Source organism: Kutzneria sp. CA-103260 (genome assembly GCF_018263855.1).
In the GTDB taxonomy this organism is placed as follows: Bacteria; Actinomycetota; Actinomycetes; order Mycobacteriales; family Pseudonocardiaceae; genus Kutzneria.
In genome coordinates this window covers 2,033,390-2,060,357 of the sequence record NZ_CP073318.1, presented here as the reverse complement: position 1 = coordinate 2,060,357, position 26,968 = coordinate 2,033,390, and the positions used below count along the sequence as shown (strand labels likewise).

Annotated in this window: 26 protein-coding genes and 1 pseudogene; 16 read left to right on the top strand and 11 right to left on the bottom strand. The window is 72.3% G+C overall.

Annotation, left to right across the window (positions count from 1 at the left end; all coding sequences use genetic code 11):
* Positions 1 to 12: 12 nt before the first annotated feature.
* From JJ691_RS09100 to JJ691_RS09075, 6 genes are all read left to right on the top strand, one after another.
* Entirely contained in the window at positions 13 to 444 is a 432-nt protein-coding gene (locus JJ691_RS09100) for a hypothetical protein (protein WP_211768332.1), read from the top strand.
* Between the two features lie 14 nt (positions 445 to 458).
* Positions 459 to 1,907 carry a nicotinate phosphoribosyltransferase gene (locus tag JJ691_RS09095; protein ID WP_211768331.1) on the top strand — a complete coding sequence of 483 codons (1,449 nt, stop codon included), beginning with the start codon at positions 459 to 461 and terminating at the stop codon, positions 1,905 to 1,907.
* A 71-nt stretch (positions 1,908 to 1,978) separates the two neighbouring features.
* The gene (locus JJ691_RS09090) at positions 1,979 to 2,833 is read left to right on the top strand and encodes a universal stress protein (protein ID WP_211768330.1); all 855 of its coding nucleotides are present in this window, start codon (positions 1,979 to 1,981) and stop codon (positions 2,831 to 2,833) included.
* Complete coding sequence (locus JJ691_RS09085; protein WP_211768329.1) at positions 2,833 to 3,429, top strand: DUF4232 domain-containing protein; 597 nt, start codon at positions 2,833 to 2,835, stop codon at positions 3,427 to 3,429. Before JJ691_RS09090 ends, JJ691_RS09085 begins: the two co-directional genes overlap by 1 nt.
* Positions 3,430 to 3,443: 14 nt before the next feature.
* A complete protein-coding gene (locus JJ691_RS09080; protein WP_211768328.1) occupies positions 3,444 to 3,713 on the top strand; it encodes a DUF1876 domain-containing protein in 270 nt (89 codons plus the stop codon).
* Between the two features lie 8 nt (positions 3,714 to 3,721).
* Positions 3,722 to 4,879, top strand: coding sequence for a site-2 protease family protein (locus tag JJ691_RS09075; RefSeq protein WP_211768327.1), 1,158 nt, complete (start codon positions 3,722 to 3,724; stop codon positions 4,877 to 4,879).
* Here the strand turns inward: JJ691_RS09075 and JJ691_RS09070 are convergent.
* Positions 4,850 to 5,518 (bottom strand): phosphoribosyltransferase, encoded by a 669-nt coding sequence (locus JJ691_RS09070; protein WP_211768326.1) that lies wholly within the window; start codon positions 5,516 to 5,518, stop codon positions 4,850 to 4,852. The two genes, JJ691_RS09075 and JJ691_RS09070, sit on opposite strands and share 30 nt — an antisense overlap.
* A 170-nt stretch (positions 5,519 to 5,688) precedes the next feature.
* On the opposite strand from JJ691_RS09070, the gene JJ691_RS09065 reads away from it, so the two are divergent.
* Complete coding sequence (locus JJ691_RS09065; protein WP_211768325.1) at positions 5,689 to 6,528, top strand: hypothetical protein; 840 nt, start codon at positions 5,689 to 5,691, stop codon at positions 6,526 to 6,528.
* A gap of 17 nt (positions 6,529 to 6,545) precedes the next feature.
* Here JJ691_RS09065 and JJ691_RS09060 read toward each other — a convergent pair whose 3' ends face one another.
* The 5 genes from JJ691_RS09060 to JJ691_RS09040 form a co-directional block, all read right to left on the bottom strand.
* Positions 6,546 to 7,835: an SDR family NAD(P)-dependent oxidoreductase gene (locus JJ691_RS09060; protein ID WP_211768324.1), complete on the bottom strand. Its 1,290-nt coding sequence runs from the start codon at positions 7,833 to 7,835 to the stop codon at positions 6,546 to 6,548.
* Positions 7,836 to 7,944: 109 nt separating this feature from the next.
* Positions 7,945 to 8,616, bottom strand: a complete 672-nt coding sequence (locus JJ691_RS09055; protein ID WP_211768323.1) for a potassium channel family protein — start codon at positions 8,614 to 8,616, stop codon at positions 7,945 to 7,947.
* The gene (locus tag JJ691_RS09050; RefSeq protein ID WP_211768322.1) at positions 8,613 to 9,272 is read right to left on the bottom strand and encodes a potassium channel family protein; all 660 of its coding nucleotides are present in this window, start codon (positions 9,270 to 9,272) and stop codon (positions 8,613 to 8,615) included. Before JJ691_RS09050 ends, JJ691_RS09055 begins: the two co-directional genes overlap by 4 nt.
* Positions 9,269 to 12,046, bottom strand: a complete 2,778-nt coding sequence (locus JJ691_RS09045; protein ID WP_211768321.1) for a cation-translocating P-type ATPase — start codon at positions 12,044 to 12,046, stop codon at positions 9,269 to 9,271. The genes JJ691_RS09050 and JJ691_RS09045 overlap by 4 nt, the downstream gene beginning before the upstream one ends.
* 148 nt (positions 12,047 to 12,194) lie before the next feature.
* A complete protein-coding gene (locus tag JJ691_RS09040) occupies positions 12,195 to 12,848 on the bottom strand; it encodes a TetR/AcrR family transcriptional regulator (RefSeq protein WP_211768320.1) in 654 nt (217 codons plus the stop codon).
* 217 nt (positions 12,849 to 13,065) lie between these two features.
* Here JJ691_RS09040 and JJ691_RS09035 point away from each other — a divergent pair, with 217 nt between their 5' ends.
* Both JJ691_RS09035 and JJ691_RS09030 read left to right on the top strand, forming a co-directional pair.
* Positions 13,066 to 13,956 carry a universal stress protein gene (locus tag JJ691_RS09035; protein ID WP_211768319.1) on the top strand — a complete coding sequence of 297 codons (891 nt, stop codon included), beginning with the start codon at positions 13,066 to 13,068 and terminating at the stop codon, positions 13,954 to 13,956.
* A 71-nt stretch (positions 13,957 to 14,027) separates the two neighbouring features.
* Entirely contained in the window at positions 14,028 to 15,251 is a 1,224-nt protein-coding gene (locus JJ691_RS09030) for an NAD(P)/FAD-dependent oxidoreductase (protein WP_211768318.1), read from the top strand.
* A 40-nt stretch (positions 15,252 to 15,291) separates the two neighbouring features.
* Here the strand turns inward: JJ691_RS09030 and JJ691_RS09025 are convergent, their stop codons facing one another.
* Both JJ691_RS09025 and JJ691_RS09020 read right to left on the bottom strand, forming a co-directional pair.
* Positions 15,292 to 16,776 carry a CYTH and CHAD domain-containing protein gene (locus JJ691_RS09025; protein WP_211768317.1) on the bottom strand — a complete coding sequence of 495 codons (1,485 nt, stop codon included), beginning with the start codon at positions 16,774 to 16,776 and terminating at the stop codon, positions 15,292 to 15,294.
* A gap of 156 nt (positions 16,777 to 16,932) precedes the next feature.
* Positions 16,933 to 18,612, bottom strand: a complete 1,680-nt coding sequence (locus tag JJ691_RS09020) for a sensor histidine kinase (RefSeq protein WP_211768316.1) — start codon at positions 18,610 to 18,612, stop codon at positions 16,933 to 16,935.
* A gap of 233 nt (positions 18,613 to 18,845) precedes the next feature.
* Between JJ691_RS09020 and JJ691_RS09015 the strand changes: the two are divergent.
* The 5 genes and pseudogenes from JJ691_RS09015 to JJ691_RS08995 form a co-directional block, all read left to right on the top strand.
* A pseudogene (locus tag JJ691_RS09015) lies at positions 18,846 to 19,034 on the top strand (ABC transporter ATP-binding protein); the annotation flags it as partial.
* A gap of 5 nt (positions 19,035 to 19,039) precedes the next feature.
* Positions 19,040 to 19,858, top strand: a complete 819-nt coding sequence (gene ppk2 / locus JJ691_RS09010; RefSeq protein ID WP_211768315.1) for a polyphosphate kinase 2 — start codon at positions 19,040 to 19,042, stop codon at positions 19,856 to 19,858.
* A complete protein-coding gene (locus tag JJ691_RS09005) occupies positions 19,855 to 20,865 on the top strand; it encodes a zinc-dependent alcohol dehydrogenase (RefSeq protein WP_211768314.1) in 1,011 nt (336 codons plus the stop codon). The genes ppk2 and JJ691_RS09005 overlap by 4 nt, the downstream gene beginning before the upstream one ends.
* Position 20,866: 1 nt before the next feature.
* Positions 20,867 to 21,391, top strand: a complete 525-nt coding sequence (locus JJ691_RS09000) for a flavodoxin domain-containing protein (protein WP_211768313.1) — start codon at positions 20,867 to 20,869, stop codon at positions 21,389 to 21,391.
* 150 nt (positions 21,392 to 21,541) lie between these two features.
* Positions 21,542 to 22,951, top strand: a complete 1,410-nt coding sequence (locus JJ691_RS08995; protein ID WP_211768312.1) for a bifunctional aminoglycoside phosphotransferase/ATP-binding protein — start codon at positions 21,542 to 21,544, stop codon at positions 22,949 to 22,951.
* A 19-nt stretch (positions 22,952 to 22,970) separates the two neighbouring features.
* Here the strand turns inward: JJ691_RS08995 and JJ691_RS08990 are convergent, their stop codons facing one another.
* Entirely contained in the window at positions 22,971 to 23,138 is a 168-nt protein-coding gene (locus JJ691_RS08990; RefSeq protein WP_211768311.1) for a hypothetical protein, read from the bottom strand.
* 247 nt (positions 23,139 to 23,385) lie between these two features.
* Here JJ691_RS08990 and phoU point away from each other — a divergent pair, with 247 nt between their 5' ends.
* On the top strand, positions 23,386 to 24,018 hold the full coding sequence (gene phoU / locus JJ691_RS08985; protein ID WP_211768310.1) for a phosphate signaling complex protein PhoU: 633 nt from the start codon (positions 23,386 to 23,388) through the stop codon (positions 24,016 to 24,018).
* A 25-nt stretch (positions 24,019 to 24,043) separates the two neighbouring features.
* Here the strand turns inward: phoU and JJ691_RS08980 are convergent, their stop codons facing one another.
* Together JJ691_RS08980 and JJ691_RS08975 are read right to left on the bottom strand one after the other, a co-directional pair.
* The gene (locus JJ691_RS08980; RefSeq protein WP_211768309.1) at positions 24,044 to 25,528 is read right to left on the bottom strand and encodes an MFS transporter; all 1,485 of its coding nucleotides are present in this window, start codon (positions 25,526 to 25,528) and stop codon (positions 24,044 to 24,046) included.
* Positions 25,525 to 26,199, bottom strand: coding sequence for a dihydrofolate reductase family protein (locus tag JJ691_RS08975; RefSeq protein ID WP_211768308.1), 675 nt, complete (start codon positions 26,197 to 26,199; stop codon positions 25,525 to 25,527). Before JJ691_RS08975 ends, JJ691_RS08980 begins: the two co-directional genes overlap by 4 nt.
* 227 nt (positions 26,200 to 26,426) lie before the next feature.
* On the opposite strand from JJ691_RS08975, the gene JJ691_RS08970 reads away from it, so the two are divergent.
* The gene (locus JJ691_RS08970; RefSeq protein WP_211768307.1) at positions 26,427 to 26,951 is read left to right on the top strand and encodes a hypothetical protein; all 525 of its coding nucleotides are present in this window, start codon (positions 26,427 to 26,429) and stop codon (positions 26,949 to 26,951) included.
* Positions 26,952 to 26,968 lie beyond the last annotated feature (17 nt).

Below are 26,968 nucleotides of genomic sequence, written 5' to 3'. Positions count from 1 at the left end.
GAGGTCGAGACGATGGAAAAGAACCCATTCCGAGCGATGCTCGCCCTGGCCGGCCGACTGCGTCGCAAACGCGGCCGACGTCCACACCGGCCGCTGGCCGTGTCCGGCCCGGAAGCACTGGAGCGGTGGGCCACCGCCGGCCTGGTCGGCCACGGGCTCGACGTGGCCGAGTACCGGACCGCCATGGCGGAGGCGGCCGCGATCGTCGACCGGCAGCCGGCCGTGGCCGCTCTCGTGTGGGGCGGCAAGGGCGTCCGCGCGGCCGAGGAACTCGAGCGGCTGGCCGCCGGCCTGGCCACCCGCCTGCCGGAGCTGCCGGAATCCACGATCCGCGCCGCGCTGGCGCTGAATCGGGCCGGCACCGACAGCGACGAGCTGATCCGCCTGCTGCGCCTGACGAGGGTGCAGGCGCGCACCATCATCGTCGCCGTCGAGACCCGCTGAGCCCGGGGACCGCGATGACCGGACTGCGCACCGACCTCTACGAGATCCGGATGGCCGTCAGCTACCTGCGCCAGTCGATGTCGGCCCCCGCGACGTTCAGCCTGTTCGTGCGGCAGCTGCCGGCCGACCGTGGCTTCCTGGTGGCCGCCGGCCTCGCCGACTGCCTGGCCTTCCTCGGCGACTTCCGGTTCACCGCCCGGGAACTGCGCTACCTCGGCGACGCGGTCGAACTGTCCGAGGCCGACCTCACCGCCCTGGCGGGGCTGCGGTTCACCGGCGACGTGCGGGCGATCCCCGAGGGCCGCGTCGTGTTCGCCGGCGAACCCCTGCTCGAAGTGACCGCGCCCATAGCGCAGGCGCAGCTCGTCGAGACCGCGCTGCTGAATCTGGTGACCTACCAGACCGCGCTGGCGTCGAAGGCGGCGCGCTGCCGCCTGGCCGCCGACGGGGCCGCCCTCGTCGACTTCTCAGCCCGCCGGACCCACGGCTGGGATGCCGCGATGGCAGCGGCCCGCTCCGCCGCGATCGTGGGATTCGCGTCGACCAGCAACGCGGCCGCCGCGCGCCGCTACGGCCTGCCGCCGGCGGGCACCATGGCCCATTCCTACGTCGAGGCGTTCCCGAGCGAACTGGCGGCGTTCTCCGCGTTCGTCGCTGACTTTCCCGACGCCGCCGTCCTGTTGGTGGACACCTACGACACGGCCGCCGGTGTCCGGGCGGCCATCGACGTCGCCCGGCGCACGGGCACGGTGCTGGGGATCCGGCTGGACTCGGGCGACCTGTGGGAGGAATCGCTGCGGGCCCGCCGGATGCTCGACGACGCCGACCTGCCCCGCGTCCAGATCATGGCCAGCGGCGGCTTGGACGAACACGCCATCGCCTCGCTGGTCGCCCGCGGCGCTCCGATCGACCACTACGGCGTCGGCACCAGGATGGGGGTGTCCGCCGACGCGCCGGCGCTGGACAGCGCGTACAAGCTCGTGGAGTACGCCGGCGAACCGGTGATGAAGCTGTCGCCGGGTAAGGAGACCCTGCCCGGCGCGAAGCAGGTGTTCCGCGGTGCCGCCGGCGGCACCGACGTCCTGGCCCTGCGCCACGACCCGGCACCGGACGGCATGGAACCGTTGCTGGTGCCGGTCATGAGAGACGGGCGACCGGTGAACCCGCGGCTGCCGGCACGCGCCACCGTGGCCGCCGCCCGAGCCCGCTTCGAGGCCGACCTGGAGTGGTTGCCGGCACGGGCGCGCCAGGTCGCCGGGGCCGCGCCAGTGCCGGTTCGGCCCAGCGCCGCGCTCAGCGCACTGGCCGAGCGGGTCCGGGAGTCCGGCCAGCGGTACCCGGTGCTCCCCCGTCCGGCGGCGGAGGTCGACAGCTCGGCCACCCCCTCCGGTGTCCGGTCAGCCACCTCGGACGGGCCGCAGCCCGGCCTGGTTTCCGGTTCCCGGGCGCGCTCACGGCAATAAGGTCCTTGTGCCCCAACGCCGAGCGTCTGCCGGCACTACCGGCGCCGACGCCGGGCGGCGATGGTGGAGACGTGAAAGGTCAGACGGTCGCAGTGGGCACGGACGGCTCCCAGTGGGGTGAGGCCGCCCTGCACTGGGCGGCGCGCCACGCCTGGAACCGGGGTGCCGAACTCCTGGTGCTGTGCGGCGCCCAGCGGCCGCCGGCGCGACCGATCACCCGCGACTTCCCGTTGCTGCCGATGAGGATCCTCGTCACCACCGACGCCCCACTCGCCGCCTTCACCGAGGCCAGCCGGGAATCCGAACTACTGGTCCTCGGATGCCGCGGCGACCGCCACCGGCACCTCGGGATCGGCGCCCTGGTGCTGCCGACGATTCTGACCGCCCAGTGCGACACGGTCATCGTGCGCGGCGCCGACGCCGCGGTGGACGGCCGTCATCGGCGGGTCACGGCGATGGTCTCCGGTGGTCAGGACGACCCTGTCGTCGTCACGCACGCGGCCGAGGCGGCGCTCACGCTCCGCGCGGATCTGCTCGTCCTGCACGCCAAACCGGAGCCGCTGACGCACCGACCGATCTCGCCGGAGCGGGATCCGGACTCGGTGCTGGCCGCCGCCGAGAAGGCGACCACCGGGCTGGGCCGGCGGCCGGAGACCGCGTTCGAGTTGGTCCGGACGCACCCGCACGAGGTCATCGCCGCCCGCGCCGACACCGATCTGCTCGTGGTCGGCCACGGTAGGAGCGGGGCCGTCACCAGGACCGCGCTGCACCTCGCGCCGTGCCCGGTGCTGGTCGTGCGGGAAGACACGAGCCCGCGGGAAGTCCCGCCGGCCAGCCGACTGACGACCAGAACGCCCTGCCTGCCGTGGCCGTCTGACGATCGTCTGTCCATCCATTTGGAACGGATCACCACAGGAGGCACCTGATGTACGGGAGAACCATGGTTCTGGCCGCCGCGTGCGCGCTGATCGCGGCCTGCGGCACCGGCGGCACCAGCGCGGCACCGGCGACGACGGCGGCGACGACTCCGACCACGGTGATCGCGACCGCCACGATGTCCGGCAACCCGCCGGCGACCGGGGCGACAACCGCGTGCGCCACGGCTTCCCTGCGGGTGACGCTGGGACAGGGTGAGGGCGCGGCCGGGCACTACTACGTGCCGATCGTCTTCACCAACACCGGGCGCGCCTGCACGATCACCGGATACCCCGGCGTGTCCTACTACGCGGGCGCGGACCAACACCAGGTCGGCGACCCCGCCGCCCGGGAGCCCGACACCGTCCGCACGCTCGTGCTGGGCACCGGCGAATCCGCCTACGCCGCGCTCAACCAGGTCAACGTGGACAACTTCGACCCGGCGGTCTGCCAGCCCGTCGCGGCGACCGGCCTGCGGGTGTACCCGCCGAACAACACCGGTTCGGTGCTGCTGCCCGAGCCCAACGCGCGGGGCTGCGCCCGGTCCATGGTCGGACAGCAGCAGCTGACCGTGCGCGCGGTCGCCGAGGGCAGCGGACCGAACTGATCCGAGGAGGAATCATGCTGCAGGCCAGGAAGTGGCACGTGGAGATCTACATCGACGAGCACGAGGACCACACCCGCACGCAGGCGCGGCTGACCACGCAGGACGGTGCGGTGACGGTCGGCCGCGGTCAGGCCCACAGGAACCCCCGTGACGCGAACGTGCCGGAGATCGGCGACGAGCTCGCGACCGCCCGGGCGTTGGCCGATCTCAGCCACCAGCTGCTGGACGCGGCCGCGCAGGACGTCGCGGCCGTCACGCACCGGCCGGCGCACTTCGCCGAATGAGTCCGGCGATGAAGGGCACGGTCCGTTGTGGACGGTGGGCCGGCATCCCGATCGGGATGCACTGGTCCGCCCTGGTCATCGTCGCGCTCATCGCCTGCCTGGTGGCGGTCGGCGTGCTGCCCGGTCTCGCCCCCGGGTTGTCGGCCGCCGTGTACTGGACGGCCGGTGCGGCCGCGGCGGTGCTGCTGATGGCTTCGCTGCTGGTGCACGAACTCGCCCACGCGGCAACGGCCCTGCGGCTGGGGATGCGGGTGCGCGCCATGACGCTGTGGCTGATGGGCGGCCAGACGGAGCTGGACAGCGAGGCGCCGGACCCGCGCACCGAGCTGCGGATCGCCATCGCCGGCCCGGTGGCCAGCGCCGCGGTGGGCGGGTTCTTCGCGGGTGTGACCGTGCTGGCCGGATACGCCGGCTGGCCGAACGTCATCCGGGCCGGCCTGGCCTGGCTGGCGCTGGTCAACCTGGTGCTGGCGGTGTTCAACCTGCTGCCGGCGGCGCCGATGGACGGCGGCCGGGTGCTGCACGCCCTGCTGTGGCCGCATCGCGGCGACGCGCGGGCGACCGCGATCACCGCGCTGGCCGGCCGCATGACCGGCGCGGTGTTCCTCGGTTTCGGCCTCGTCCTGGTGGTCGGCGGCGACCTGTTCGACGGCATGTGGCTGGGTCTGATCGGCTGGTTCCTCATGGCGTCCGCGGCCGGCACCGAGGCCGACGCCGTGCGCCGTGCCCGGTTCACCACCGTCGCAGTGCGCGACGTGATGGCCCCGGCCGACGTGATCGCGCCGTCGTGGTTCACCGTGGACGCGTTCCTCGACCAGGTGGCGGCGTCCGCGCACCGACGGGTGTTCCCGGTCGTCGACTTCACCGGCCGGCCGTTCGGCGTGCTGAGTCTGGGCATGCTGACCCGCAAGCCGGCCGCCGGACTGCGCACGGCCCGGGTCGCGGACGTCTGCCAGCCGCTGGACGGCGCGGTCGTGCTGGCGCCCGGCGACACCCTGGCCGACCTGGTCACGGCCCGGCGGCGGCGCGGCGGCACCGCGCCGGCGCTGATCGTCGACGACGACGGAACCGTGGTCGGCACGGTCGGCGACGACGACATCGCCCGGGCCGTGGAACTCATCCTGCTGCGCTGTGATTCAGGGACCGCCGAGGCGGTCCGCCCGTGACCGCGACAGCAGGTCCACGACCTCGTCGTCGGAGGTCGGGCGGAAGTCCCGGTACCACCGCCCGACCGCACCGAACTCGGTCGGGCACAGCGGGCAGACGACCTCGTCCGCGTCACGCTCGAGCCAGGTCGCGGCCTCGGGCGCGGCGACCGGCACGGCGAGGACGATCCGGGCGGCGCCATGGGCACGGGCGACGGCGCAAGCCACGCGCGCGGTCGATCCGGTGGCCATGCCGTCGTCGATGATCACGGTGGTGCGGCCGGTCAGGTCGAGCCGAGGCACGGTGTCCCGGTACCGCCGGCCCCGCCGCACCACCGCCGCCTGCTCGCGGGCGAGCACGGCGCGGAACTCCGGTTCGGTGACGTGCGCCTGCCACAGCACCGGCTCGTCGGCCACGTGGACGCCGTCTTCGCCGACAGCGCCCATCGCGAGCTCGGCATGGCCGGGCACGCCCAGCTTGCGCACGACGATGACGTCCAGCGGCGCCCGCAGCGCGGCGGCGACCTCGTACGCGACCGGCACACCACCGCACGGCAGCCCCAACACCGTCACTTCGGCCCCGCGCAGGTGGGCCAGCGCGGACACCAGCCGGCGGCCGGCGTCCCGGCGGTCCGCGTACCTCTCGACCTCCTCGACCACACCTGCGAGTCCACCGCCGTCACGCCGCGGCGGCAACCGCGAAAAGGAGCACCTGGGCCCAGGGTCCCCGGTGCGGCGGGGTCCTCGCGCTCGGGCTGGACGCGGCGGTCAAGACGCTGGTCGGTAACGGGCCGGGCAGCGCGGCGAACTGTGTGCAGGAGGTGGATGTCATGAATGACCCGAATCGCCCCTCTCCGCGCTCGCGACTGTGGTGGATCCTCGCCGTGGTCGTCGTGGTGGCCGGTCTGGTGACGGCCGTGGTCGTCTCCCAGCTGCGGTCCACCACCGCGGGCCCGCCCACGACGACCGCGACGACGACGACGGCGCTGACGACCACGGCGGCGTCCGCGCTGGCCACGAAGCCGACCACCACGACGCCGGCCGCCGGCTCGGGCTACCAGTTGCTGTGGCCGTTCGCCGACGAGAAGGAGGCGGCGGACTGGCAGGTCAGCTACCGCGAGGGCGGCCATCAGCCCTGGCACCTCGACGCCGGCCAGACGGCCCAGTCGTTCACGCAGGGCTATCTGGGCTACCACAGCCTCGACCAGATCACCGCCATGACCGTGGCCGGCACTGACGCGCGTGTCGGCGTCGGCTACCGGACGCCGGGCGGGCGGCAGAACACAGCCGCCCTGCTCCACCTGGTCAAGGTGGGCTCGGGCCAGGACGCGCCCTGGGAGGTCGTCGGCAGCGACGACGTGCCCGGGCTGACGCTGACCACCCCCGCGTACGGCGCGACCGTCTCGTCGCCGATGACCGTCGGCGGCCGGATCACCGGCGTGGACGAGAGCCTGCGGGTGCTGGTGTTCCGCCTCGGCCAGGAGCAGCCGATCGGGCAGGCCGGCGGCATCCCGGCCGGCGGCCAGGATGCCGCGTGGACGGCTCACGTCTCGTTCTCCGCGCCGACGGGCAGCACGCTCACCGTCGCGGTGTCGACCGGCGGACACATCAACGACGTCGAACGCATCGCGATCACCGGTGTGCGCTCGGGCGTGACCGCGACCGGCTGACAGCCCGGCGTGACGCGTCAGTGCGGGCTTGCCGACGTGTTCGACAGCCGCGACGGCCGGGCGTCGCTGTCGTGGCCGGGTCCTCCGACGGCGCCGGCAAGATCGCGCAGCCATGCCGTGTTCGACGCCCGCAGGTGAGCGGCCAGCGGCCACCTGGCCAGGCTCGGCAGCGGCCCGGTCTGGGTCTCGTGGCTGACGACCCGCACGCCCTGCGGCGTGGGGTGGAGAGTGACCGTGTGGATGGCCGACAGGCCGCGCGCGACGGCTCGGAAGCTGAAGACGCGTCGCGGGTCGGCCGCCAGCACGGTGCTGTCCAGCGTGACCGGGTGCGCCTTCCAGGTGAAGGTGGCACCCGGCCCCACCGGCCCGCCGCCGGCTCCGTCGCTCCGCACCCAACGGCAGGCGCGGTACCAGGTGGGCCATTCGTCCACTGTGGTCAGCACGCGCCAGACATCGTCGATGTCCGCATCGATCGTGACCTCGGTGGTGACGTCGATCGGGGGCCGCGTGGCAGCCGAACCAGCCGGCGCCAGCAACCTCTCGGCGACGGCGGTCGCCACATCGCGAGGCATCATCGGGGCCATCCGGGCGCCGATCCGGTTGCGCCAGCCGGACACCGCCACGGACCGGTTGCGGTCCAGGGCCCGCAGGCCCAGGTCGACCACGGGCCCCGGCTCGGCCAGCCGTCGATAGATCCGCGTCCCCGAGACGTTCGCGTCCAGCGCCGCGACGAATCCGGTGCGGGTGGGGCCGGGGCACAGCGCGACGACCGCGACCCCGTGCGGGCGGGCCTCCGCGCGCAGCGCCTGGCTGAACGACAGGACGAAGGCCTTGCTGGCCCCGTAGACGGCCTGGTACGGCGAGGGCTGGAAGGCGATGGTGGAGGCGACGTTCAGCACGCCGCCCGAGCCGCGCTCGACCATGCCGGGCAACAGGGCCCGGGTCAGTCCGACGAGCGCGGTCACGTCGACGGCCACCTCATCGAGCATCCGCTCGGGAGTCTCCGTGGTGAACGGGCCGTAGGTGCCGAACCCGGCGTTGTTGACCAGCACCTCCACCGGCCGGTCCCCGACCTGCGACAGCAGTTGCTCGACCCCTCCGTCCGAGGCCAGGTCGGCCGTCGCGGTCTCGATCTCGACGTCGGGGAACAGCCGGCGGGTGCGCACGGCGACATCCGTCAACCGGCCGTGGTCCCGGCCGGTCAACACCAGTGACATGCCACGCTCGGCCAGCCGCTGCGCGAACAGCTCGCCGAAACCGGACGACGCGCCGGTCACCACGCCCCAGCGGGCTCGATACTCGATCATCGGAAGATCCCTCCGCGCCGACCGCGAACCGGGAACGTCGCGGCGCCAATGTTGATGCCTTTAACATACGGGTCGATGTTAAAGGCGTCAACATTGGGCGTGCCTCGGGTCAGCCGGCGGGCTCCCGCTGGAAAGCCGCTCGGATGTCGCTTTCGGTGGCGTTGCCGGTGATGACGAGCACGGCGTCGGCCGGCCGGAAGCGGTAGTCCCCGCCGGGCACGCTCAGCGCGCCGTCGTGGATGACCGCGGCGACCACCGTGTTGGGCGGCAGCGCGAGCTCGTCGACCGCGCGGCCGGCGGCGAAGGAGTCCACAGTGATCTTCGTTTCGATCAGCGTGACGCCCGCGCTGGCCAGCCGGACCAGTCCGATGGTGTCGGCGATGTCGGCGGCCTCCTCGATCAGCGACACGAGCGGGGCCGAGGCGGGCAGCGCCGCGTCGACGCCCCAGCGGCCGTCGAACAGCCAGGCGTTGTCCGGGTCGTTGACCCGCGCGAGCGTGCGGTGGATCTGGAACTGGCGCTTGGCCAGCAGCGAGATGACCAGGTTGTCCTCGTCCTCGCCGGTCGCGGCCAGCAGCAGGTCGGCGGTGAGCGCGCCGGCGGACTCCAGGACCACCGGTTCGCAGGCGTCGCCGTGCACGAGCCGGACGAGATGGTCGGCCGCGAGCGCGTCGGCCCGCGCCCGGTCCCGCTCGATGGCGGTGACCTGGTGGCCGGCGGCTGCCAGCAGGTGACCGGCCTGCTCGCCGAGGTGGCCGAGGCCAGCGATGATGATCTTCATGTGCCGAGCTCCCGGTCCAGGAACGACCGCAGCCGCGGCAGGGCGGCCATGGCCACCGCGAAGCTGACCGTGTCGTCGGCGGCCGCGAGGCTGTGCGCGGCCGGCAGGAACGCGTGGCCGCAGCGGGTGACGGCGACGACCCGGATCTGCTCGTCGACTTCGAGTTCGCGCAGCGGGCGGCCGGCCAGCCACACGGGCAGCGTCTCCCGCACCAGCAGCACCTCGCCGTTGCCGAAGGTGACGTCCGGGTCGAGGTAGCGGTGGGCGAGCATCTGGTGGATGCGGCCGGCCGTCCAGCGCACGCTGGCCACGGTCGGGATGCCGAGTTCGCGGTAGATGTCGGCGCGGCGCGGGTCGTAGATGCGGGCCACCACTCGGGGCACCCGGTAGTCCTCCTTGGCGATCCGGGCGGCGACGATGTTCGTGTTGTCGCCGGAGGTCACCGCGACGACCGCGTCGGCGTCGCCGATCCCGGCCTGCTCCAGCAGATCCCGGTTGTAGCCGTTGCCGACAAGGAAGTCGCCGGTGTAGCCGGCGGACAACAGCTTGCGCGTGGCTGCGTCGCGGTCGAGCACGCAGACGTGATGCCGCTCCGCGCGGAGTTGGTGCGCCAGGGTCGACCCGACCCGTCCGCACCCGATGATGATGACGTTCACGTTGGGGTCTCCCTTCGGCGCAGCACGAACTTGCGGATCTCGTCGGCCACCAGCACCATCGCGCCCAGCGCGATCAGCAGGGCCCAGTCGGCGAGCGAGAGCGGGGCGGTGTGGAACAGCGCCTGCAGCGGCGGCAGGTAGCTGATCCCGCAGATCAGCAGGATGCTGACGCCCTGGGCGGCGAGCAGCGGCGGGTTGCTGAACAGTCCGATGTGGACGATGCTGTGCCGGTCGCTGCGCACCGCGAGGCCGTTGAACAGCTGGCTCACCACGATGGCCGCCTGTGTCATGGTGATCGCCTCGCGGTAGCCGGGCAGCTGCGCGGTGGCGCCGGTGAACGGCACGCCGGCCGCGTGCAGCGTCCAGAAGAAGGCGAAGGTCACCCCGACCGCCTGGATGCCGCCCAGGAACAGGAAACGGCGCACCAGCGAACCGGAGAACAGCGTCTGGGTCTGCCGGCGCGGCGGCAGGTCCATGGCGCCCGGCTCCGGCGGCTCGGCGCCGAGAGCCAGCGCCGGCAGCACGTCGGCCCCGAGGTCGATGGCGAGGATCTGCAGCGTGGTGATCGGCACCAGTGGGAACCCGGCGAACGTGGCGACCAGGATCGGCACCAGCTCGCCCATGTTGTGGCTGAACAGGTAGATCAGGAACTTGCGGATGTTGCCGTAGACCGACCGGCCGAGCTCGACGGCGGCGGCGATGGAGGCGAACGAGTCGTCGAGCAGCACCATCACCGACGCCTCGCGGGCCACGTCCGTGCCCGACTCCCCCATGGACACGCCGATGTCCGCGCGCTTGAGCGCGGGCGCGTCGTTGGCCCCGTCCCCGGTGACCGCGACGACCTCGCCCAGATCCTTGAACGCCCCGACGACACGCATCTTGTGCTCGGGCTTGACCCGCGCGAACAGCACGTGCGGCGAGTCGGCCAGCAACGTCCGCAGCGACACGTCGTCGATGGCGTCGAGCTCCACGCCGGTCACGGTCCGCACCACCGCGCCGGCCGGCAGGATGCCGACCTTGCGGGCGATCGCCTCGGCCGTGAGCGCGTAGTCGCCGGTCACCATCACGACCCGGATGCCGGCGTGCCGGCAGGCCCGCACGGCGGCCACCACCTCGGGCCGGGGCGGGTCGAGCATGCCGACGAGGCCGAGCAGGGTAAGCCCCTGTTCGGCTTCGTCCTGGTCCGCCCGGGCCGAGCTCACCGCCCGTGACGCCACCGCGAGCACCCGCAGCGCCGACCGGGCCATGTCGTCGTTGGCGGCAAGCACCTGCCGCCGCAGCTCGTCGTCGAGCACCACGGTCTCGGCGCCGACCCGGATGTGCGAGCACCGGGCGAGCAGTTCCTGCGGCGCACCCTTGACGTTCGCCCGGACGCCACCGTCGACACGGTGCAGAGTGGTCATCAGCTTGCGCGCCGAGTCGAACGGGAACTCCCCGACCCGGGGCCACGCCGCCTGGGTCGCCGCGAGGTCCACGCCGGCCTTGGCCGCGGCCACCAGCAGCGCGCCTTCCGTGGTGTCACCGAGAATTCGCCAGCCCTGCCGGCCTTCGGGCGGCAGCAGCCGGGCATCACAGCACAGCGCCGCCGCGCTCAGCAGGTCCCGAACCTCGTCCGCGTCCTCGACCTCTCCCTCGGGCGCGTAGCCGACACCGCCGACCCGGTGCGTGCGGCCGCCGGACCACACCGTCTGCACGGTCATCTCGGCCCGGGTCAGGGTGCCCGTCTTGTCGGTGCAGATGACCGTGGTCGAGCCGAGCGTCTCCACCGCGAGCAACTTCTTGATCAGCGCCTGTCGTCGTGCCATCCGGCGCACCCCGATGGCCAGCGCCACCGACATCGTCGCGGGCAACCCCTCGGGCACCAGCGCCACCATCACGCCCAACGCGAAGACGAAGGTGGAGGTGAGCGAATCCCCCGCGGGCAGTCGCACGACGAACAGCATCGCGCCGAGCGCGAACGCCGCCAGCGCGACCCGCCGGGCCATGATGGCGATCTGGCGCTGGAGCGGGCTGCGGTCGGCGCGCACGTCCGTCGTCAGCCGGAAGATCCGGCCGAACTCGGTCGCCGCGCCGGTCGCCGCGACCACCGCCTTGCCGGTGCCGCCGGACACCACCGTGCCCATCCACACCAGGTTGCGGGCCTCCAACCGGGCCATCCCGGCCGGCGCCGGCGCGGTGTTCCGCCCGACCGGGTCGCTCTCCCCGGTCAGCGCCATGTTGTTGACCGTCAGGTCGTGGGCCTCGACCACCCGGCAGTCGGCCGACACCGCGTCTCCGGCCTCCAGCACGACGAGGTCGCCGATCACCAGTTCCACGGCCGGCACCTCGACGCGGGCGCCGTCCCGCACCACGACCGCGCGGTGCGGGACCATGGCCTGCAACGTCTCCGCCGTCCGCTCGGCCATGTACTCCTGCATGAAGCCGATCACGGCGTTGAGCACGACAACCGCGGCGATCGCCGCGGACAGCTGGAGGTTGCCCACGTCTCTCGGCGTGGCCACCAGGTACGACAACAGGGTCACGACCGCCGCGACGAGCAGCACGATCGCGAACAGATCGGTGAACTGCCACGCGAACCGCGCGACCGGCGAGGCCCGCCGGGGTCTCGGCAACTCGTTGCGGCCGTTGACCGTCAGCCGACGTGCGGCCTCCGCCCCGGACAGGCCGCGGGCGGACGACCCCACTGCGGCGAACCCGTCGCCGACGGAAAGCTCCTGCACCGGAACGACTTCGCCGTTCTTCGCCGCGGGCGGCGCCGCCAGTCCGTGTTCCATCCGGTCGACACTAGGAAGGCCGCTCCCCCACCGGGCAGTGCCCAAAGCCCTGGGCCGCACCGCACAACGACACTTCCCGAACCCCTTGCGGGCCAACCGTTCTGCCCGTCCCGGGTTTCCCCGGCGACTCGGCCGACATGGACCGCCGTCAGCGCGCGGCCGCGATCTCCGGGGAGTCCAGCAGCGCGGTGACCGTGCGGGTCGTCAGGGAGTCCGCGGACTCCCTGATGCCGACGGCGCGGAACTTCCGGCCGATCTGCAGCAACGCGATCCCGTGCATGACCGACCACAGCGGGCCGGCGACCGCGCGCGGGTCCTGCGGCCGGATCACCCCGGCCGCCTGGCAGGCCTGGATGACGTCCAGCAGCTTCTCGAACAGCTGCCGTCCGGCCGGCCGGACGTCGTCGAAGTCCTCCACGCCGTAGGCGTCGCCGAACATGACCCGGTAGTAGTCGGGATTCGCCACGGCCCACCGCACATAGGCACGAGCCATCCGGACCGCCAGGTCGCGGGGCTCCCGGCCGCGCGCGTAGGCCCGGTCGAGCGCCTGTCCCATGATGACGAAGCCCTGTTCGGCGACCTCGGCCAGCAGCGCGTCCTTGTCGGCGAAATGCCGGTACGGGGCGGCCACGCTGACACCGGCGCGCTTCGCGGCCTCCGTCATGGTGAAGCCCTGCGGCCCCTTTTCCGCCACCAGCTCGCGTGCCGCCGCGACCAGGGCCCGCTTGAGATCACCGTGGTGGTAAGAGCCCGACGGCGTGGCGTTGGCCTTGGCACCGGCGTCGGAGCTGCGAGGCGACATGTTGCGGATTTTAACATCGTGATCAGCGCCCGACGGAAAGCGACGCCCAGCGCCCGACGGCCGCAATGTAACTGCCATTAACATGAGGGCGGGACGCGTGCGCCGAACAGGGCACTTCGGCCGTGGCCCGCCGGGCCCTGGTTCTCTTCGCCCCGGTCGCCGGTCTTCCTAGCGTCGAGGTGCACCGCTTTCGTGCCCTGACGTCGAGGAGAACGAAGTGACCAGCAGCGTTGTCGGCCGCCACATCGTGGCCGCCGTGGACGGATCCGATTCCGCGCTCGACGCCGTCCGCTGGGCGGCCGACGAGGCGGCTCGACGGGGCATGTCGCTGCGGCTGACGCACGCGGTGGACTTCGCGGCCATCGCCTACGGCGGATCGTTCGGGTTGGCGAGGGACTACTTCGAGGCGATGCGGCAGTCCGGCCGCACCTGTCTCAAGGACGCCGGCGAACTGGTCAAGGCCCTGCACCCGGACCTGTCCGTCACGACCGGGCTACACGAGGGCTCGCCGATCCCGATCCTGGTGGACGAGTCGAAGCAGGCGGCGCTGGTCGTGCTCGGCTCGCGGGGGCTGGGCGGCTTCACCGGCATCCTGATCGGTTCCACCGCGATCGCGACCATCGCGCGGGCCCACTGTCCGGTCGTGGTGGTCCGCGGTGAGCAGCCCACCGCCGACGGACCGGTCGTGGTCGGCGTCGACGGCACCCCCACCAGCGAGAGCGCGCTGGCCTGGGCGTACGAGGAGGCGTCGTCCCGCGGCGTCGAACTGGTCGCCGTGCACGGCTGGACCGAGTTCGCCTCCGAGAACTCCTACGCGTTCGCGCGCCAGTTCATCGTGGACTGGGAAGTCGTGCAGACCAGACAGGAGGAACAGCTGGCCGAGCGCCTCGCCGGCTACGGCGAGAAATACCCGGACGTGACCGTTCGCCGCGTGGTCGAGGGCGGCCGGGCCAGGCAGCTGCTGCTCGACCACGCGCGCGGCGCCCAGCTGGTTGTCGTCGGCAGCCGGGGCCGCGCCGAACTCGGCGGCCTGCTGCTCGGTTCCACCAGCCAGGCCCTCGTCTACCACGCGCCCTGCCCGGTGCTGGTCGTCCGCGCCGAACGCTGACCCCGCACCCGGCACTCCGGACCGGTGGAACCACCGCGGTGAGCCTTCGCCGACATCCCGAGAGGAGAACCATGCTCGCCGACCGTGTTGTCGTCCTGGGCGGCGGATTCGCCGGCCTGGAGACGGCGTTCCAGCTCCGCGCCATGGTCAAGCCGACTCGCCTGCACCTGACGGTGGTGGCGGACCGGGATCATTTCCTGTATCGGCCCGGCCTGGCGGGGTTGCCGTTCGGCGCGGCCGAGGCCCCGCTGCACGTGCCGCTCTCCGCCGCGTTGGGCCGGTGGGGCATAACCTGGCGGCTGGCCGCCGTGGAGAGCCTCGACACCGCGCTCCAGGTCGTGCGCACGAACCGGACACAGCCGATCCACTACGACCACCTCGTGATCGCCACCGGCGCGCGGGTGCACCCCCAGCGGGTGCCCGGCCTGGCCGAGCACGCCGTCCAGATCTCCACGGCCGGACAGCTGCACCAGCTCGGCGAGCGGTTCCAGTGGGTCGCGCACAACGCCGGGCACGGACGGCCGCAGCAGGTGCTGTTCGTGGTCGCGCCGGACACGGTGTGGCCCGGGCCGGCGTACGAGATCGCACTCACGCTGGACACCTGGCTGCGGCGCCGGCAGGTGCGCCACCAGGTCCGGATCACCTTCGTCACCTCGGAGCGGGCCTACGGCGAGCAGCTCGGCCCCGGCCTGCACCGCGTCCTGGCCGGCGAATTCGCCACCAGGGGCATCACCGGCGACACGCGGCTGGCGGTCACCGAGATCGGCGAGGCGCACACGTGCTTCGACGACGGGTCGAAGTTGGAGCACGACCTCGTCGTCGCGATGCCGCCGCACGCGGCGGCGATGTGGCACGACGGGCTGCCGGCCGACAATCGAGGATTCCTCACCTGCCGGCCGGAAGACCGGTCCGTCACCGGCCTGGACGGCGTGTACGCGCCCGGCGACGCCGGCGACTTCCCGGTCAAACAGTCGTTCCTGGCGATGACGCAGGGCTGGGCGGTGGCCACGGCGATCGCGGCCCGGGTCGAGGGCCGGCCGGCTGCCCCCCGGTTCGAGCCGACGGCGTTCTGCGTGCTGGACACCGTGGACAAGGGCATCCTCGTCGAGGCGCCGCTCACCGCCGAGGGTCTGGTCCGGGTGGATCACGACCGGGTGCTGACCGGAGCCGCCTGGCACGCCGCCAAGCACGCGCTCGCCCGGTACGTGCCGATGCGCTACCGCCGCGGCCGGCCGGCACTGCCGCGCACCGGTCACGGCCTGCTGACCGCGGCGCGGCGCCTGCTGGAGCGGTAGGCCGAGGGCTTGCGGTCGCGTCAGTCCCAGCCATCGCCGCTCACATCCAGTCGCGAAGCTCCCGGGCACTGGCCGTGTGCCAGGCCTGCGGCCACAGCTCCCGCAGCCGGACGCGCTCGGCCCGTTCGACGGCGATCAGCTCGCCGGCGACGACCCGGCCGCCGCGCGTCACCTCGGCGGCCGCGCGGAGCCAGTGCTCGGCGACGACGGTGTCCTGGTGGTCGCCGAGCACGGTCTGGATCTCGGCCACGGCGCCGGCGAACCGCTGGGCCGGCCGGCCCACGACCGGCGCGACCGCCTCGGCCGCGTACCGGCAGCGCTTGGCCAGAATGCGGATCTTGTGCAGGTCGGCGTCGGTCGGATCGACGCCCGCCGACCGCACCGCGTGGGCCAGCCGGCGCCACGGGTGCGTCACGAGGCCCGGCGCGGACTTCCGGGCCGGGCGAGCCTCCACCACCGTGAACCGCGGACCGCGTACGGCGTCAACCAGCTTGTCCAGCAGCGCCAGGTAGCGGTGACCGCGCAGCGCGCCGAGCAGTTCGACGCGGGCGGCCGCGGTCTCGTCGGCCAGCACGGACAACAGCGCGGCCATGCCGTCCCGGTCAGCGGCCGGCAGGAGCTTGGCGTCCTGCCGGAGGCGATCGGCCAGCACGTCCCGGTCGCGGACGTCGCCGGCGCAGGCGGCGAGCCAGTGCAGCTCTTCGCGCAGGCCGGCCACCCACGCCTTGTCCAGCAGGCTGCCAAAGGTGTGCAGGTCGGCCCGCAGCCGCCGGGTCCCGACCCGGAACTGGTGGACGTGTTCGGCATCCTCGCCGATCCGGACGCCGGAGTCATGCCGGACGATCCGCTCCACGGAGACCGCGAACGCGTGGCGGACCAGGTCAAGCAGGCCCGCGTCCCGGCTCAGGGCGGGCACCACGACATCGGGGGGCAGTTGGGCCCGCTGGCCGAGCACCCGGGTCAGCTTCGGCGCCGGCGGCCGCGGCTCGCAGCCGGCGGCGACCAGCGCGGCCACCACGGCGTCGGCCAGGCCGTTGCCGCCGGCCGTCGACTCGACCTCGATCTCGCGGAACTTGCGGGGTCCGTGCACCCGGTCGTGTCCGGTCACCAGGTCGTCGACGACCTCGACCTGCTCGCTGCCGGCGTCCACGACCACCGTGCGGCGGTCGGTGTCGACCTCGGCGACCTCCACGAGCCGCTCGGTACGAAGGTAGGCCCGGACCAGATCGGCCGCCTTGTCCGCCAGCACGTCCGGTGTTCCGGCGAAGTCGAACTCGCGCCGGACGATCAGGCTTCCCCGCAGCGACACCGGCAGCTTCACCGTCCACACGGGAGCGTCCTCGCCCGTCCGGTACCGCAGCGTCACGCCGGCCCGCGCCAGGCGGAGATCCGCGCTGTCGTAGTAGTGCGCGAACAGCGTCCGCTGCGGGGCCGGTTCGGCGACCGCACCGTCCACGACGCCGGTCAGGTCGGGCAGCTGGAACTCCGGTGGCGCACCGAGCTTCGACTCCCGCTCGACGCCCATCTCACACCCCGGTCCGCGCGGGTTGCCGCCCGTTCGCCATGGCCAGTCGCTTCCCTTCCGGTTGGCTGCTCCCGGCACCGACGATAGAATCTCTCGGAGTTCCGTTACAGGGCAGCAGGAATCGCGCTGCCAGGGCCGTTGGTCACCGGCCGTTGGTCACCGTCCGGTGAGCGGCGCTCGCCACTGCACCAGGGTGCCTCCGCCGGCCTGCTTGGAGATGCTGAAGCTGCCGCCGGCGGCGCGGGCGCGCTCGGCCATGTCCCGCAGCCCGCCCCCGTCGGCGTCGTCGTGCACGCCGACGCCGTCGTCCTCCACCTCCATGTCGAACCCGTCGGCGGCGGTCACCGACACCCGCACAGCATGCGCATGGCTGTGCCGAACCACGTTCGACATCGCCGCGGTCAGCACGACCACGGCGTGGTCGCCGAGCCCGACGGGAACGGCGGCGGAGTCGACGGAACCGTGCATCCGGGTCGTGGGAACGAGGACGGTGTCCCCGGTCGCCGCCACGACGACGTCGAGCAGACGGCCTCGCAGCGGCTGCGGCTCGGCCGAGTTCTGCAGGTCGTAGATGGACGTGCGGACCTCGGTGATCACGTCGTCGATCTGCTTGACCGATTCCCGGACCGCCCTGGCCTCGGCGCCGGCGAGAGTCGGCAGCATGCCCTGCAACCGCAGGCCGACCGCGAACATCCGCTGGATGACGTGCTCGTGGAGCTCCGCGCCGATCCGATCGCGGTCGGACACGACGTCCAGCTGGCGTCGCATCAGCTGCTTCATGGCCAGTTCCAGAGCCAGCGACGCCTGGCTGCCGAAGAACTCCAGCAGCGGCAGCTGCTCGCCGACGAACGACGGCTGCCCTTTGCCGCGCAGCACCAGCAGCACGCCGGTGATGTGCTCGCCGGACCGCATGGAGACCGCCATCGACTGCTGGTAGCCGGCCAGCGCGTCGGCCAGCGCGGACTGGCCGCGGTTACCGGGCAGATCGGTCTCGATCAGCGCCGTGCCGCTGGTGACGACGTCCGCGATGAGCGCGTCGTCGCTGCTGATCACCCGGCCGAGCACGGCGGCGTCGATGTCGCCGACGGCCGCCTGGACCACCCTGCGGTCGTGGTGGCCGGCCGGCGTCAGCAACACGACCGCCGCGCTGGCGGCCGTCAGGTCGGCCACGCGGCGCGCGACCAGGTCCATCGCCTTGTCCCGGTCCACGCCGGAAAGCAGGTCGGTGGTCAGTCCCGTCAGCGCCTCCAGCCAGCGCTGCCGCTGCCGGGTCTGCTCGAACAGACGGGCGTTGTCCACGGCGATGCCGGCCGCGGCGGCGAGCGCCTGCACGACGACCTCGTCGTCCTCGGTGAACCGGCCGCCGCGTTTGTCGGTCAGGTACAGGTTGCCGAACACCGTGTCGCGGATCAGCACCGGCACGCCCAGGAAGGTCCGCATGGGCGGATGGTGCGCGGGGAAGCCGACCGACGACGAGTGCGCGGCGATGCTCGGCAGCCGCAGCGGCTGCGGGTCGGCGATGACCTTGCCGAGCAGACCGTGGCCGGTCGGCAGCGGGCCCATCCGCGCCCGGGTCTCGTCGTCGATGCCGATGGTCAGGAAGCTGGCCAGCTGGCCGTCCGGTCCCAGCACGCCCAGCGCCCCGTACTCGGCGTCGACGAGCTGCACGGCCGCCTGCACGATCCGGTGCAGGGTCACGTCGAGGTCCAGGCCGGTGGACACCGCAATCACGGCGTCCAGCAGACCCTGCACCTGACTCCGCGCCGTCGCCAACTCCGCCAGGTGCTCGGACAGTTCCGAGACCAGCTCGTTGAGGCGGAGGCGCGACAGGTCCACGGCAAGCTCCCTGCTCGACTTGCTCGACTCTTCGAGTTGTAGTCCCGTCCCCCGGCGGCTTCAAGTGGCCACGGGTCCCAACGCCCCTTCCCCGACCGGGCCAGAGGTCCCGGCACGCGGTGGCCTTGGCCACTCCTGCCAGTGGTTTCGGCGTTCCTACGCTCGATTCCATGACGGACGCGATCTCCGCGTCGGGCCTGCGTAAATATTTGGGCCGGACGCGTGCACTCGACGGCCTGGACCCGTTGATGGAGGCGGAGTTCCGCGTCTGTGTGGAGCAGGAACGCGACCGTGGCCGAACAGTGTTGTTGTCCAGCCACATCCTCTCCGAGGTCGAAGCGCGGTGCGACCGGGTGAGCATCATTCACAACGGCCGCGTGGTCAATTCCGCGACACTGTCGGATCTGCGCCACCGGGTGCGGCTGGCATGAGCAAGCGCCTCGCGCTCAACCTGTACGGGCCGGAGCTGTCCCGTCTCCAGTCGGAGCTGGTCAAGCTCCAGGAGTGGGTGCGCAGCGAGGGGGCCCGTGTGGTGGTCGTGTTCGAGGGCCGCGACGCGGCCGGCAAGGGCAGCGCCATCAAGCGGGTCACCGAGTACCTCAATCCTCGTGTGGTGCGGATCGCCGCGCTGCCGGCCCCCACCGAGCGCGAGCGGACCCAGTTCTACTTCCAGCGCTACCTGGCGCAGCTGCCGGCCGCCGGCGAGATCGTGCTGTTCGACCGCAGCTGGTACAACCGCGCCGGCGTCGAGCGGGTGATGGGCTTCTGCACGTCCGACGAGTACCGCCGCTTCCTGCACCAGTGCCCGATCGTGGAGCGGCTGCTGGTCGAGGACGGCCTGCTGCTGCGCAAGTACTGGTTCTCCGTCTCCGACGCCGAGCAGCAGAAGCGGTTCAAGGCCCGGCTGCACGACCCGATGCGGCGCTGGAAGCTGTCCCCGATCGACCTGGAGTCCGTCAACCGGTGGGAGGACTACTCCCGCGCCAAGGACGAGATGTTCGTGCACACCGACATCCCCGAGGCGCCATGGCACGTCGTGGACAGCGACGACAAGCGGGCGGCCCGGATCAACATGATCGCCCACCTGCTGTCCTCGATCCCCTACCGCGACGTGCGCCGGCCGCCGGTGCACCTGCCGCCGCGGCCGGCGCCCCAGGGCTACGTCCGGCCGCCGCTGACCAGTCAGACCTTCGTCCCGGACCACGCGGCGTCGCTGCGTGCCACACCGCAGAGGAGAACGTCATGAAGGCCGCCGTCGTGCCCGAGTTGGGCGCACCGCTGGAGATCCGCGACATTCCCGTGCCGCAGCCCGGCCCCGGCCAAGTGCTCGTGCGCATGATCGCCTGCGGGGTCTGCCACACCGACATCCACGCCGCCCAGGGCGACTGGCCGGTCAAGCCGCACGCCCCGTTCATCCCCGGCCACGAGGGCGTCGGCATCATCGACACCCTCGGCGAGGGCTGCACGCTGCGCCAGGTCGGCGACCGGGTGGCCATCGCCTGGCTGGGCTCGGCCTGCGGCATCTGCTCGTACTGCGTGTCCGGCTGGGAGACGCTGTGCGAGTCTCAGCGCAACAGCGGCTACAGCGTGGACGGCGCCTACGCCGAGTACGCGGTGGCCGACGAGCGCTATGTCGTGCCGGTGCCCGACGGAGTGTCCGCTGTGGACGCCGCGCCGCTGACCTGCGCCGGTGTCACCGCGTTCAAGGCGGTGAAGGTCGCCGGCATCCAGCCGGCGGAGCAGGTGGCGGTGTTCGGCATCGGCGGCATCGGCCACCTGGCTATCCAGTACGCCCGGCTGCGCGGCGCGGAGATCATCGCCGTCGATGTCACCGAGGAGAAGCTGGAAGTGGCCGAGGAGGCCGGCGCGGACCGGTTGGTCAACGCCGCGACCCACGATGCCGCCACGACGATCGAGGCACTGGGCGGCGCGGACGTCGCCATCGTGCTGGCCGCCGTGCCGGACGCGTTCGAGCAGGGCTTCCGGTCGCTGCGCCGGGGTGGCCGGCTGGTCTGCGTCGGCACGCCCGCGGACGGCCGGCTGACGCTGCCGATCTTCGACATCGTGCTGCGCGGCATCGCCGTGCGGGGCTCGATCGGCGGCACCCGCCAGGACCTCGCCGACGTCTTCGAACTGCACGCCGCCGGCCGCACGAAGATCATCTCCGAGACGCACAGGCTCGAGGAGATCAACGGCGTGTTCGCCGGGGTGCTGGCCGGCCGGGTGCCCGCCCGAGTCGTGCTGGAGTTCTGACATGGCCGCCGTTCTCGTCGCCTACGCCAGCGCGCACGGCTCCACCGAGGAGATCGCCAGCCGGATCGCGGTCCGGCTGGCGGCCGGCGACGCCGACGTCGACCTGTCGCGCACGACCGAGCTCCGCGACGTCGGCCGCTACGACGCCGTTGTGCTCGGCAGCGCCATCCACGACCAACAGTGGCTGCCCGAGGCGGTCGCCTTCACCACCCGATTCCGCCTCGACCTCAGCTCGAAGTCGTTGTGGGCCTTCAGTGTCGGCCTGCCCGACACGCTACCCGGGCCGCTGCGGCCGTTCGCGATGCGCGAAGAGGCCAAGATCCGCGCGCTCGCGGTCGAGTCGCTGCACCCTCGCGGCCACCGGCTGTTCAGCGGCGTCGTCCGGACCGAGCACTTCCCGCCGCTCAGCCGCGTGCTGTTCCGCGCGGTGGGCGGCAGGTTCGGCGACTTCCGTGACTGGGAGGAGATCGACCGCTGGACCGACGACATCGCGGCGGCGCTGCACGGCGACCGGGTCACGCCGTGACCGAGCTTGCGAGGGCACCATTCAGCGCAGTGGCCTTGGTCGCAGACTCGCCGAGCGCTAGCGAGGTGGGACTGTGACCGAGCTTGCGAGGGCACCATTGAGCGCAGTGGCCTTGGTCGCAGACTCGCCGAGCGCTAGCGAGGTGGGACTGTGACCGAGGCCGCGGTCCGGGAGACGCACTGCGCCACCGTCTTCTTCACCGGCGACCACGCGTACAAGGTGAAGAAGGCGGTGCATCTCGGGTTCCTCGACTTCACCACGCGCCGAGCCCGCCGGGCGGCGTGCCACCGCGAGGTGCGGCTCAACCGCCGGCTCGCGCCGGACGTGTACCTGGGTGTGGCCGAGGTGCGTGATCCGGCCGGCGAGCCGTGCGACTGGATCGTGGTGATGCGGCGGATGCCGGCCGAGCGGTCGCTGGCCCGCCTCCTGGCCGATGGCGTGCCCGTGCGCGACGAACTGCGGCAGGTGGCCCGTCTGATCGCCACCTTCCACGCCACGGCGGACCGCAGTCCGGAGATCGACCGGGTGGCGTTGCTGGACGGGCTGCGCGAACGCTGGACGGCCAACCTGACCGAACTGGTCCCGTTCCGCGGCGACCCGCTCGACGCCGGCGTGCTGGCCGAGATCACCGACCTGGTCAACCGCTACCTCGCCGGCCGGCAGCCGCTGCTGGCGGCTCGGGCGCGGGCCGGCGTGGCCTGCGACGGCCACGGCGACCTCATCGCCGACGACATCTTCTGTCTGCCGGACGGCCCCCGCGTGCTGGACTGTCTGGAGTTCGACGACCACCTGCGCTGGGTCGACGCACTGGACGACGCCGCGTTCCTCGCCATGGACCTGGAACGGCTCGGCCGTCCCGACCTCGGCGCGTGGTTCCTCGACCGCTACGCGGAATTCGCCGGCACCGAGCGCAATGTCTCGCTCGAACACCACTACATCGCCTACCGCGCCGTGGTTCGGTCCAAGGTCGCCTGCCTGCGCCACGCCCAGGGCGTCGCCGGACAGGACGGGCAGGCCCGGCAGCTGGCCGAGTCGGCGTTGCGGCACCTGCGCCTGGCCGAGCCCCGCCTGGTGCTCGTCGGCGGCCGTCCGGGCACCGGAAAGTCCACAGTGGCCGGTCGGCTGGCCGACGAACTCGGCGGCGTGCTGGTGCAGTCCGACCGCGTCCGCAAGGAGATGGCCGGGATCTCACCGGCGACGAGCGCCGCCGCGGGCTGGCAGGAAGGCATCTACAGCGCCGCGAGCACCGTGCACACGTACCGGGAGATGCTGCGACGGGCCGAACTTCTGCTCGGCCGAGGCGAGACCGTGGTGCTCGACGCGAGCTGGCGGGTTGCCGCGCACCGGCAGCTGGCCCGGGCCGTGGCGGCCGGCACGTCCAGCCGGATGGTGGAGCTGGTCTGCCGTGCGTCGGACGAAGTCGCCGACGCGCGCATCAGGACCCGGGCCGTCGGGCCGCACCTGTCCGACGCGACACCGGAGATCGCCGCGACGATGGCCCGCGAGTTCGATCCCTGGCCCGAGGCGGACATCGTGAAGACGGACTCGCCGGCCCGCTGAGCGGGCCGGCGGGCCGGGGTCACTCGGCCTTCTCGTCCCTGTTCTCGTCCTTCTTCTTGTTCTCCTGGTACGTCACCGCACCGAGATACCGAACCAGCGGACCGCCGTGCTTCGCCGTCGCCGTCGGATCGGTGGTCATCTGCTCGCGGGCTTCGGCAGCCGCCCTGCCGGACTCGACGTTCGTCACGTCGTCCACCTCCTTCCACCACGATCGTCCCGCTTGTCCGATCCGCCCACAGGTGCCGAAAGCCCTTGTCCCCCAACTGCCTGTGGCCCTTCGGCCGAGCCCGGTCCGCACCTCGCGCACGCCGTGCTCCCGCTGGCCTGAACCGGGCCGGAAGTCCCTGCCCGGCAAGGAATCCCGCCACTGTCCGAAGGCCCCGGGCGTGCCTAACGTTGATCCGTAAGGTGTTCCCCGACGTCGGGAGTTCGTCATGCGCACGACGTTCCACCAGGAGCTGGACATCATCGATCAGAAGCTGATCGGCATGACACAGCTGGTCCAGTCGGCCATGGGTCGGGCCACCACCGCGCTGTTGGAGGCCGACCGCACCACCGCCAACGAGGTGATCAGCGACGACGCCACCGTGGACGCCCTGCGGCGCGAGATCGACGAGCACATCCTGCGCGTGCTGGCCACCCAGCAGCCCGTCGCCGGCGACCTGCGGGCGCTCGTCGCCGGGCTGCGCATCGACCGCGACCTCGAGCGTATGGGCGATCTCGCCCGGCACATCGCCGAGACCGCCGCCGGCGACTTCCCGCGCACCGCCGTCCCCCCGAAGCTGACCGGCATCGTGCACTCGATGAACCGCGTCGCGCTCCGCCTCGCCGAGCAGGCCAAGGAGGCCATCGTCTACCGCGACAAGGACTCCGCCGCCGAACTCGAGCGCGAGGACGACGAGATGGACTCCCTGCAGTCCGCCCTCTACCTCGAACTGCTGCACACCGACGTCACGGTGCAGACCGCCCTCGAACTGGGCCTGCTCGGCCGCTACTACGAGCGCTACGGCGACCACGCCGTCGCGGTCGCCGACAGCGTCCGCTTCGAGACCGGCGCGCCGGCATGAGCCGCGGCGCCCGAGTGACCGGCGGCTATCCGAGTGTCCGACGAAGCGCTGGCGGGCGAACGGTGAGCAGCAGGACGACCAGCATGACCGCGAAGCTGGTCGCCCCCGCGGCGTGGAATCCCGTGGTGAAGGCGTCGCGGACCTTGTCGAGCAGGGCGGGATCGTGCTGGTCGGTGGCCTGTTTGAGGCCGTCGACCCACGACCCGTCGGCGTGGCCGGCAGTCGAGGCCAGCTGGTGCCGGTAGGCCACCGTGCCGATGGTGCCCAGCACGACCAGGCCCAGGGCGATGCCGAGCTCGTTCGCGGTCTGGGCGAACGAGGCAGCCGTTCCCGCCCGCTCCGGCGGCGCGTGACCGATCACGTCGTTCATCAGGAACGGGAACGCCGCGCCGATGCCGCCGGTGGTGAGCACGGTGCCGCCGACCAGCACGACCAGGCCGGCGGGGCCAACCGGGACCAGCGCGAACAGCGCGAACCCGGCGGCCATCAGGGCCATGCACACCGCGGTGATGCGGGCCGGCGGCAGCCGGCGGCCGAGCCAGGGCCCGAGGTTGGACGCGACGATCATGCTGGCCATCTGCGGCAGCAGCCACAGCGCGGCGGCCAGCGGCGTCAGCCCCCGCACCGACTGCAGGTAGAACGCCACGAACAGGGACGTCCCGCCCATCACCAGCGCGGTCAGCAGCAGCACCCACATCGTCCTGGCCACGCCGGGCCGCCGGAGCAGCCCGAGGTCGACCAGCGGGTGCTCCAGCCGGTGCTGGCGGCGCACGAACGCCACCCCGAGCGCGACGCCCACGGCCACCGCGACGACGACCGACCAGGACAAGCCGCTGTTGACCAGCGCTTTGAGCGCGTACACGACCAGCAGGATCGACGCCAGGCACAGCGCGGCGCTGCGAAGGTCGAGCCGGCCGGGATCAGGCGCGCGGAACTCCGGCAGCACCCGGGGCGCGGCCACCACGGTCAGCAGCATCACCGGCACACCCATCAGGAAGACCGAGCCCCAGCCCCAGTGCTCGATCAGCACACCGCCGACCAGCGGGGCCACCGCCATCCCGGTCAGGAAGCACGTCATGTACGCGCCCATCGCCGACACCGAGGACTTCGGGTCGGGGTAGATCCGCCCGAGCAACGCCATCGAGGCCGGCATGATCGCGGCGCCGGCGACGCCCATCACGGCCCGGGTCGCGATGATCATCCACGGTGCGACGGCAACCGCCGCGACCGCCGAGGCCAGCGCGAACACCGCCGCGCAGACGATGATCAGCCGGCGGCGGCCGATCCGGTCGCCGACCGTGCCCATCGTGATCATGGTGCCAGCGACCATGAAGCCGTAGATGTCGTTCATCCACAGCAGCTCGGTCGGCGTCGGGTTCAGGTCGGCCGCCATCCGGGGCAGCGCGACGGCCAGCACGCTGATGTCGATCGCGATCAGCAGGGACGGCAGCGCGAGCAGCGCCAGCGCCACCCGCGGGCTACGGGTGCGCGGCGAGGACATGAAGGTCATGACGTGCGCCGGCGGAAGATCACGTGCGAGACCCCGGCGGGCGAGGCGACCGTCTCCACGTCGAAACGCTCCTCGACGCCCTCCAACCCGTCCCACAACCGGACGCCGCGGCCGAGCACGATCGGCACGATCACCACGTGCAGCAGATCGACCAGGTCGGCGGCCAGGAAGTCCCGCACCACGGTGGGGCCGCCGCCGATGCGGACGTCCAGGCCGCCGGCCGCTTTCCTGGCCTCGGCGAGCACATCCTGCGGCGAGCTGTCGCGGAAGTGGAACACCGTGCCGCCGTCCATCTCCAGCGACGGCCGCGGGTAGTGGGTCAGAACGTAGACCGGGGTGTGGAACGGCGGCTCCTCGCCCCACCAGCCCCGCCACGACTCGTCCTCCCACGGCCCGCGCTGCGGCCCGAACTTGTTCCGGCCCATGATCTCCGCGCCGACACCCCGGAAGCCGGACTCGGTCAGGGCGTTGTCCGCGCCCCGGCTGCCGCCCGGGCCGCGTCCCATCAACTCGCGGCCCATCGCGGTGTCGAAGAACCACTCGGTCAGCCGCGACCCCGCATGCCCGAACGGGGCCCGCAGCGTCTGGCCGTCGCCGGTGGCGAACCCGTCCAGCGACACGCCCAGGTTGTGCACCCGGACCAGTTGCTCCCCGGCCGGTGATGTTGTCATGACTGCCCCTTCCCATCTGCGGTTTCACAGACACGTCGGATGAGTGCGGCGGTTCTCGACATCGTCCGGGGACTAGTTCGCGAGATTTTCGGACCGCGGTTCAGGTGCGCGGGTGGGACGCGCCGATCGCGTCGAGGAGGGCCGTCGAGATACGCGCTATTCGGCGTGACCGGACATCGTGCGTGCCTCCCCGTCACGCCGTTCGAGCGGCCAGCGAGCATGCTGACGTGGTGTCCAAGCAGCGTTACCTCGTTCTGCACGACTACGGCATGGGCGGCCTGCGGTGGTGGATTCACGCTCGGTCCGCCCGTGAGGTGCTGGAAACCTTCGCCGAGGTCGAAGTCATCGACACCGCAGCCGCCATCTCACAGGCCGAGGAGCGGCATCCCGAGGAGATAGACATCGACGCATCGGTGATGCCCCCGGGCCTCGACGAGTTGCGCGCCACGCGTGACAGCCAGCGTGGCGTACCTGGCTTCGGTGCGCTCGCCGACCGGGAGGTGGTGTATCTGCGGCAGAACTGGGACGGTGACGACCCCGCGACGTACCTGGTGGAGATCGGGCGTGATGGCCGCCGCATCCGACAGGTGGAGACCAGTGAAGACGGGGTCGCGACCAAGACGGACGCGGCGGACTGGCCGTTCAATCCGCCTCTCGTGGACCTCTTCGATCCGCACCTGCGGGACCAGGAGATCGATCGCGACGAGTTCGAGCGGGCATGGGCAGGCGCACAGTGGGAGAACGGCCGGTAGGCATCGGCTGTCACCGA

What these genes read in the sequence shown, in the direction of transcription:
- ppk2 (WP_211768315.1), top strand. Translation starts at nt 19,040, where the DNA reads ATGAGCAAGCGCCTCGCGCTCAACCTGTACGGGCCGGAGCTGTCCCGT.
- JJ691_RS09005 (WP_211768314.1), top strand. Translation starts at nt 19,855, where the DNA reads ATGAAGGCCGCCGTCGTGCCCGAGTTGGGCGCACCGCTGGAGATCCGC.
- JJ691_RS08980 (WP_211768309.1), bottom strand. Translation starts at nt 25,528, where the DNA reads ATGACCTTCATGTCCTCGCCGCGCACCCGTAGCCCGCGGGTGGCGCTG.
- JJ691_RS09085 (WP_211768329.1), top strand. Translation starts at nt 2,833, where the DNA reads ATGTACGGGAGAACCATGGTTCTGGCCGCCGCGTGCGCGCTGATCGCG.
- JJ691_RS09080 (WP_211768328.1), top strand. Translation starts at nt 3,444, where the DNA reads ATGCTGCAGGCCAGGAAGTGGCACGTGGAGATCTACATCGACGAGCAC.
- JJ691_RS08975 (WP_211768308.1), bottom strand. Translation starts at nt 26,199, where the DNA reads ATGACAACATCACCGGCCGGGGAGCAACTGGTCCGGGTGCACAACCTG.
- JJ691_RS09095 (WP_211768331.1), top strand. Translation starts at nt 459, where the DNA reads ATGACCGGACTGCGCACCGACCTCTACGAGATCCGGATGGCCGTCAGC.
- JJ691_RS09055 (WP_211768323.1), bottom strand. Translation starts at nt 8,616, where the DNA reads ATGAAGATCATCATCGCTGGCCTCGGCCACCTCGGCGAGCAGGCCGGT.
- JJ691_RS09075 (WP_211768327.1), top strand. Translation starts at nt 3,722, where the DNA reads ATGAAGGGCACGGTCCGTTGTGGACGGTGGGCCGGCATCCCGATCGGG.
- JJ691_RS09100 (WP_211768332.1), top strand. Translation starts at nt 13, where the DNA reads ATGGAAAAGAACCCATTCCGAGCGATGCTCGCCCTGGCCGGCCGACTG.
- phoU (WP_211768310.1), top strand. Translation starts at nt 23,386, where the DNA reads ATGCGCACGACGTTCCACCAGGAGCTGGACATCATCGATCAGAAGCTG.
- JJ691_RS09065 (WP_211768325.1), top strand. Translation starts at nt 5,689, where the DNA reads ATGAATGACCCGAATCGCCCCTCTCCGCGCTCGCGACTGTGGTGGATC.
- JJ691_RS09060 (WP_211768324.1), bottom strand. Translation starts at nt 7,835, where the DNA reads ATGATCGAGTATCGAGCCCGCTGGGGCGTGGTGACCGGCGCGTCGTCC.
- JJ691_RS09030 (WP_211768318.1), top strand. Translation starts at nt 14,028, where the DNA reads ATGCTCGCCGACCGTGTTGTCGTCCTGGGCGGCGGATTCGCCGGCCTG.
- JJ691_RS09045 (WP_211768321.1), bottom strand. Translation starts at nt 12,046, where the DNA reads ATGGAACACGGACTGGCGGCGCCGCCCGCGGCGAAGAACGGCGAAGTC.
- JJ691_RS09000 (WP_211768313.1), top strand. Translation starts at nt 20,867, where the DNA reads ATGGCCGCCGTTCTCGTCGCCTACGCCAGCGCGCACGGCTCCACCGAG.
- JJ691_RS09025 (WP_211768317.1), bottom strand. Translation starts at nt 16,776, where the DNA reads ATGGGCGTCGAGCGGGAGTCGAAGCTCGGTGCGCCACCGGAGTTCCAG.
- JJ691_RS09040 (WP_211768320.1), bottom strand. Translation starts at nt 12,848, where the DNA reads ATGTCGCCTCGCAGCTCCGACGCCGGTGCCAAGGCCAACGCCACGCCG.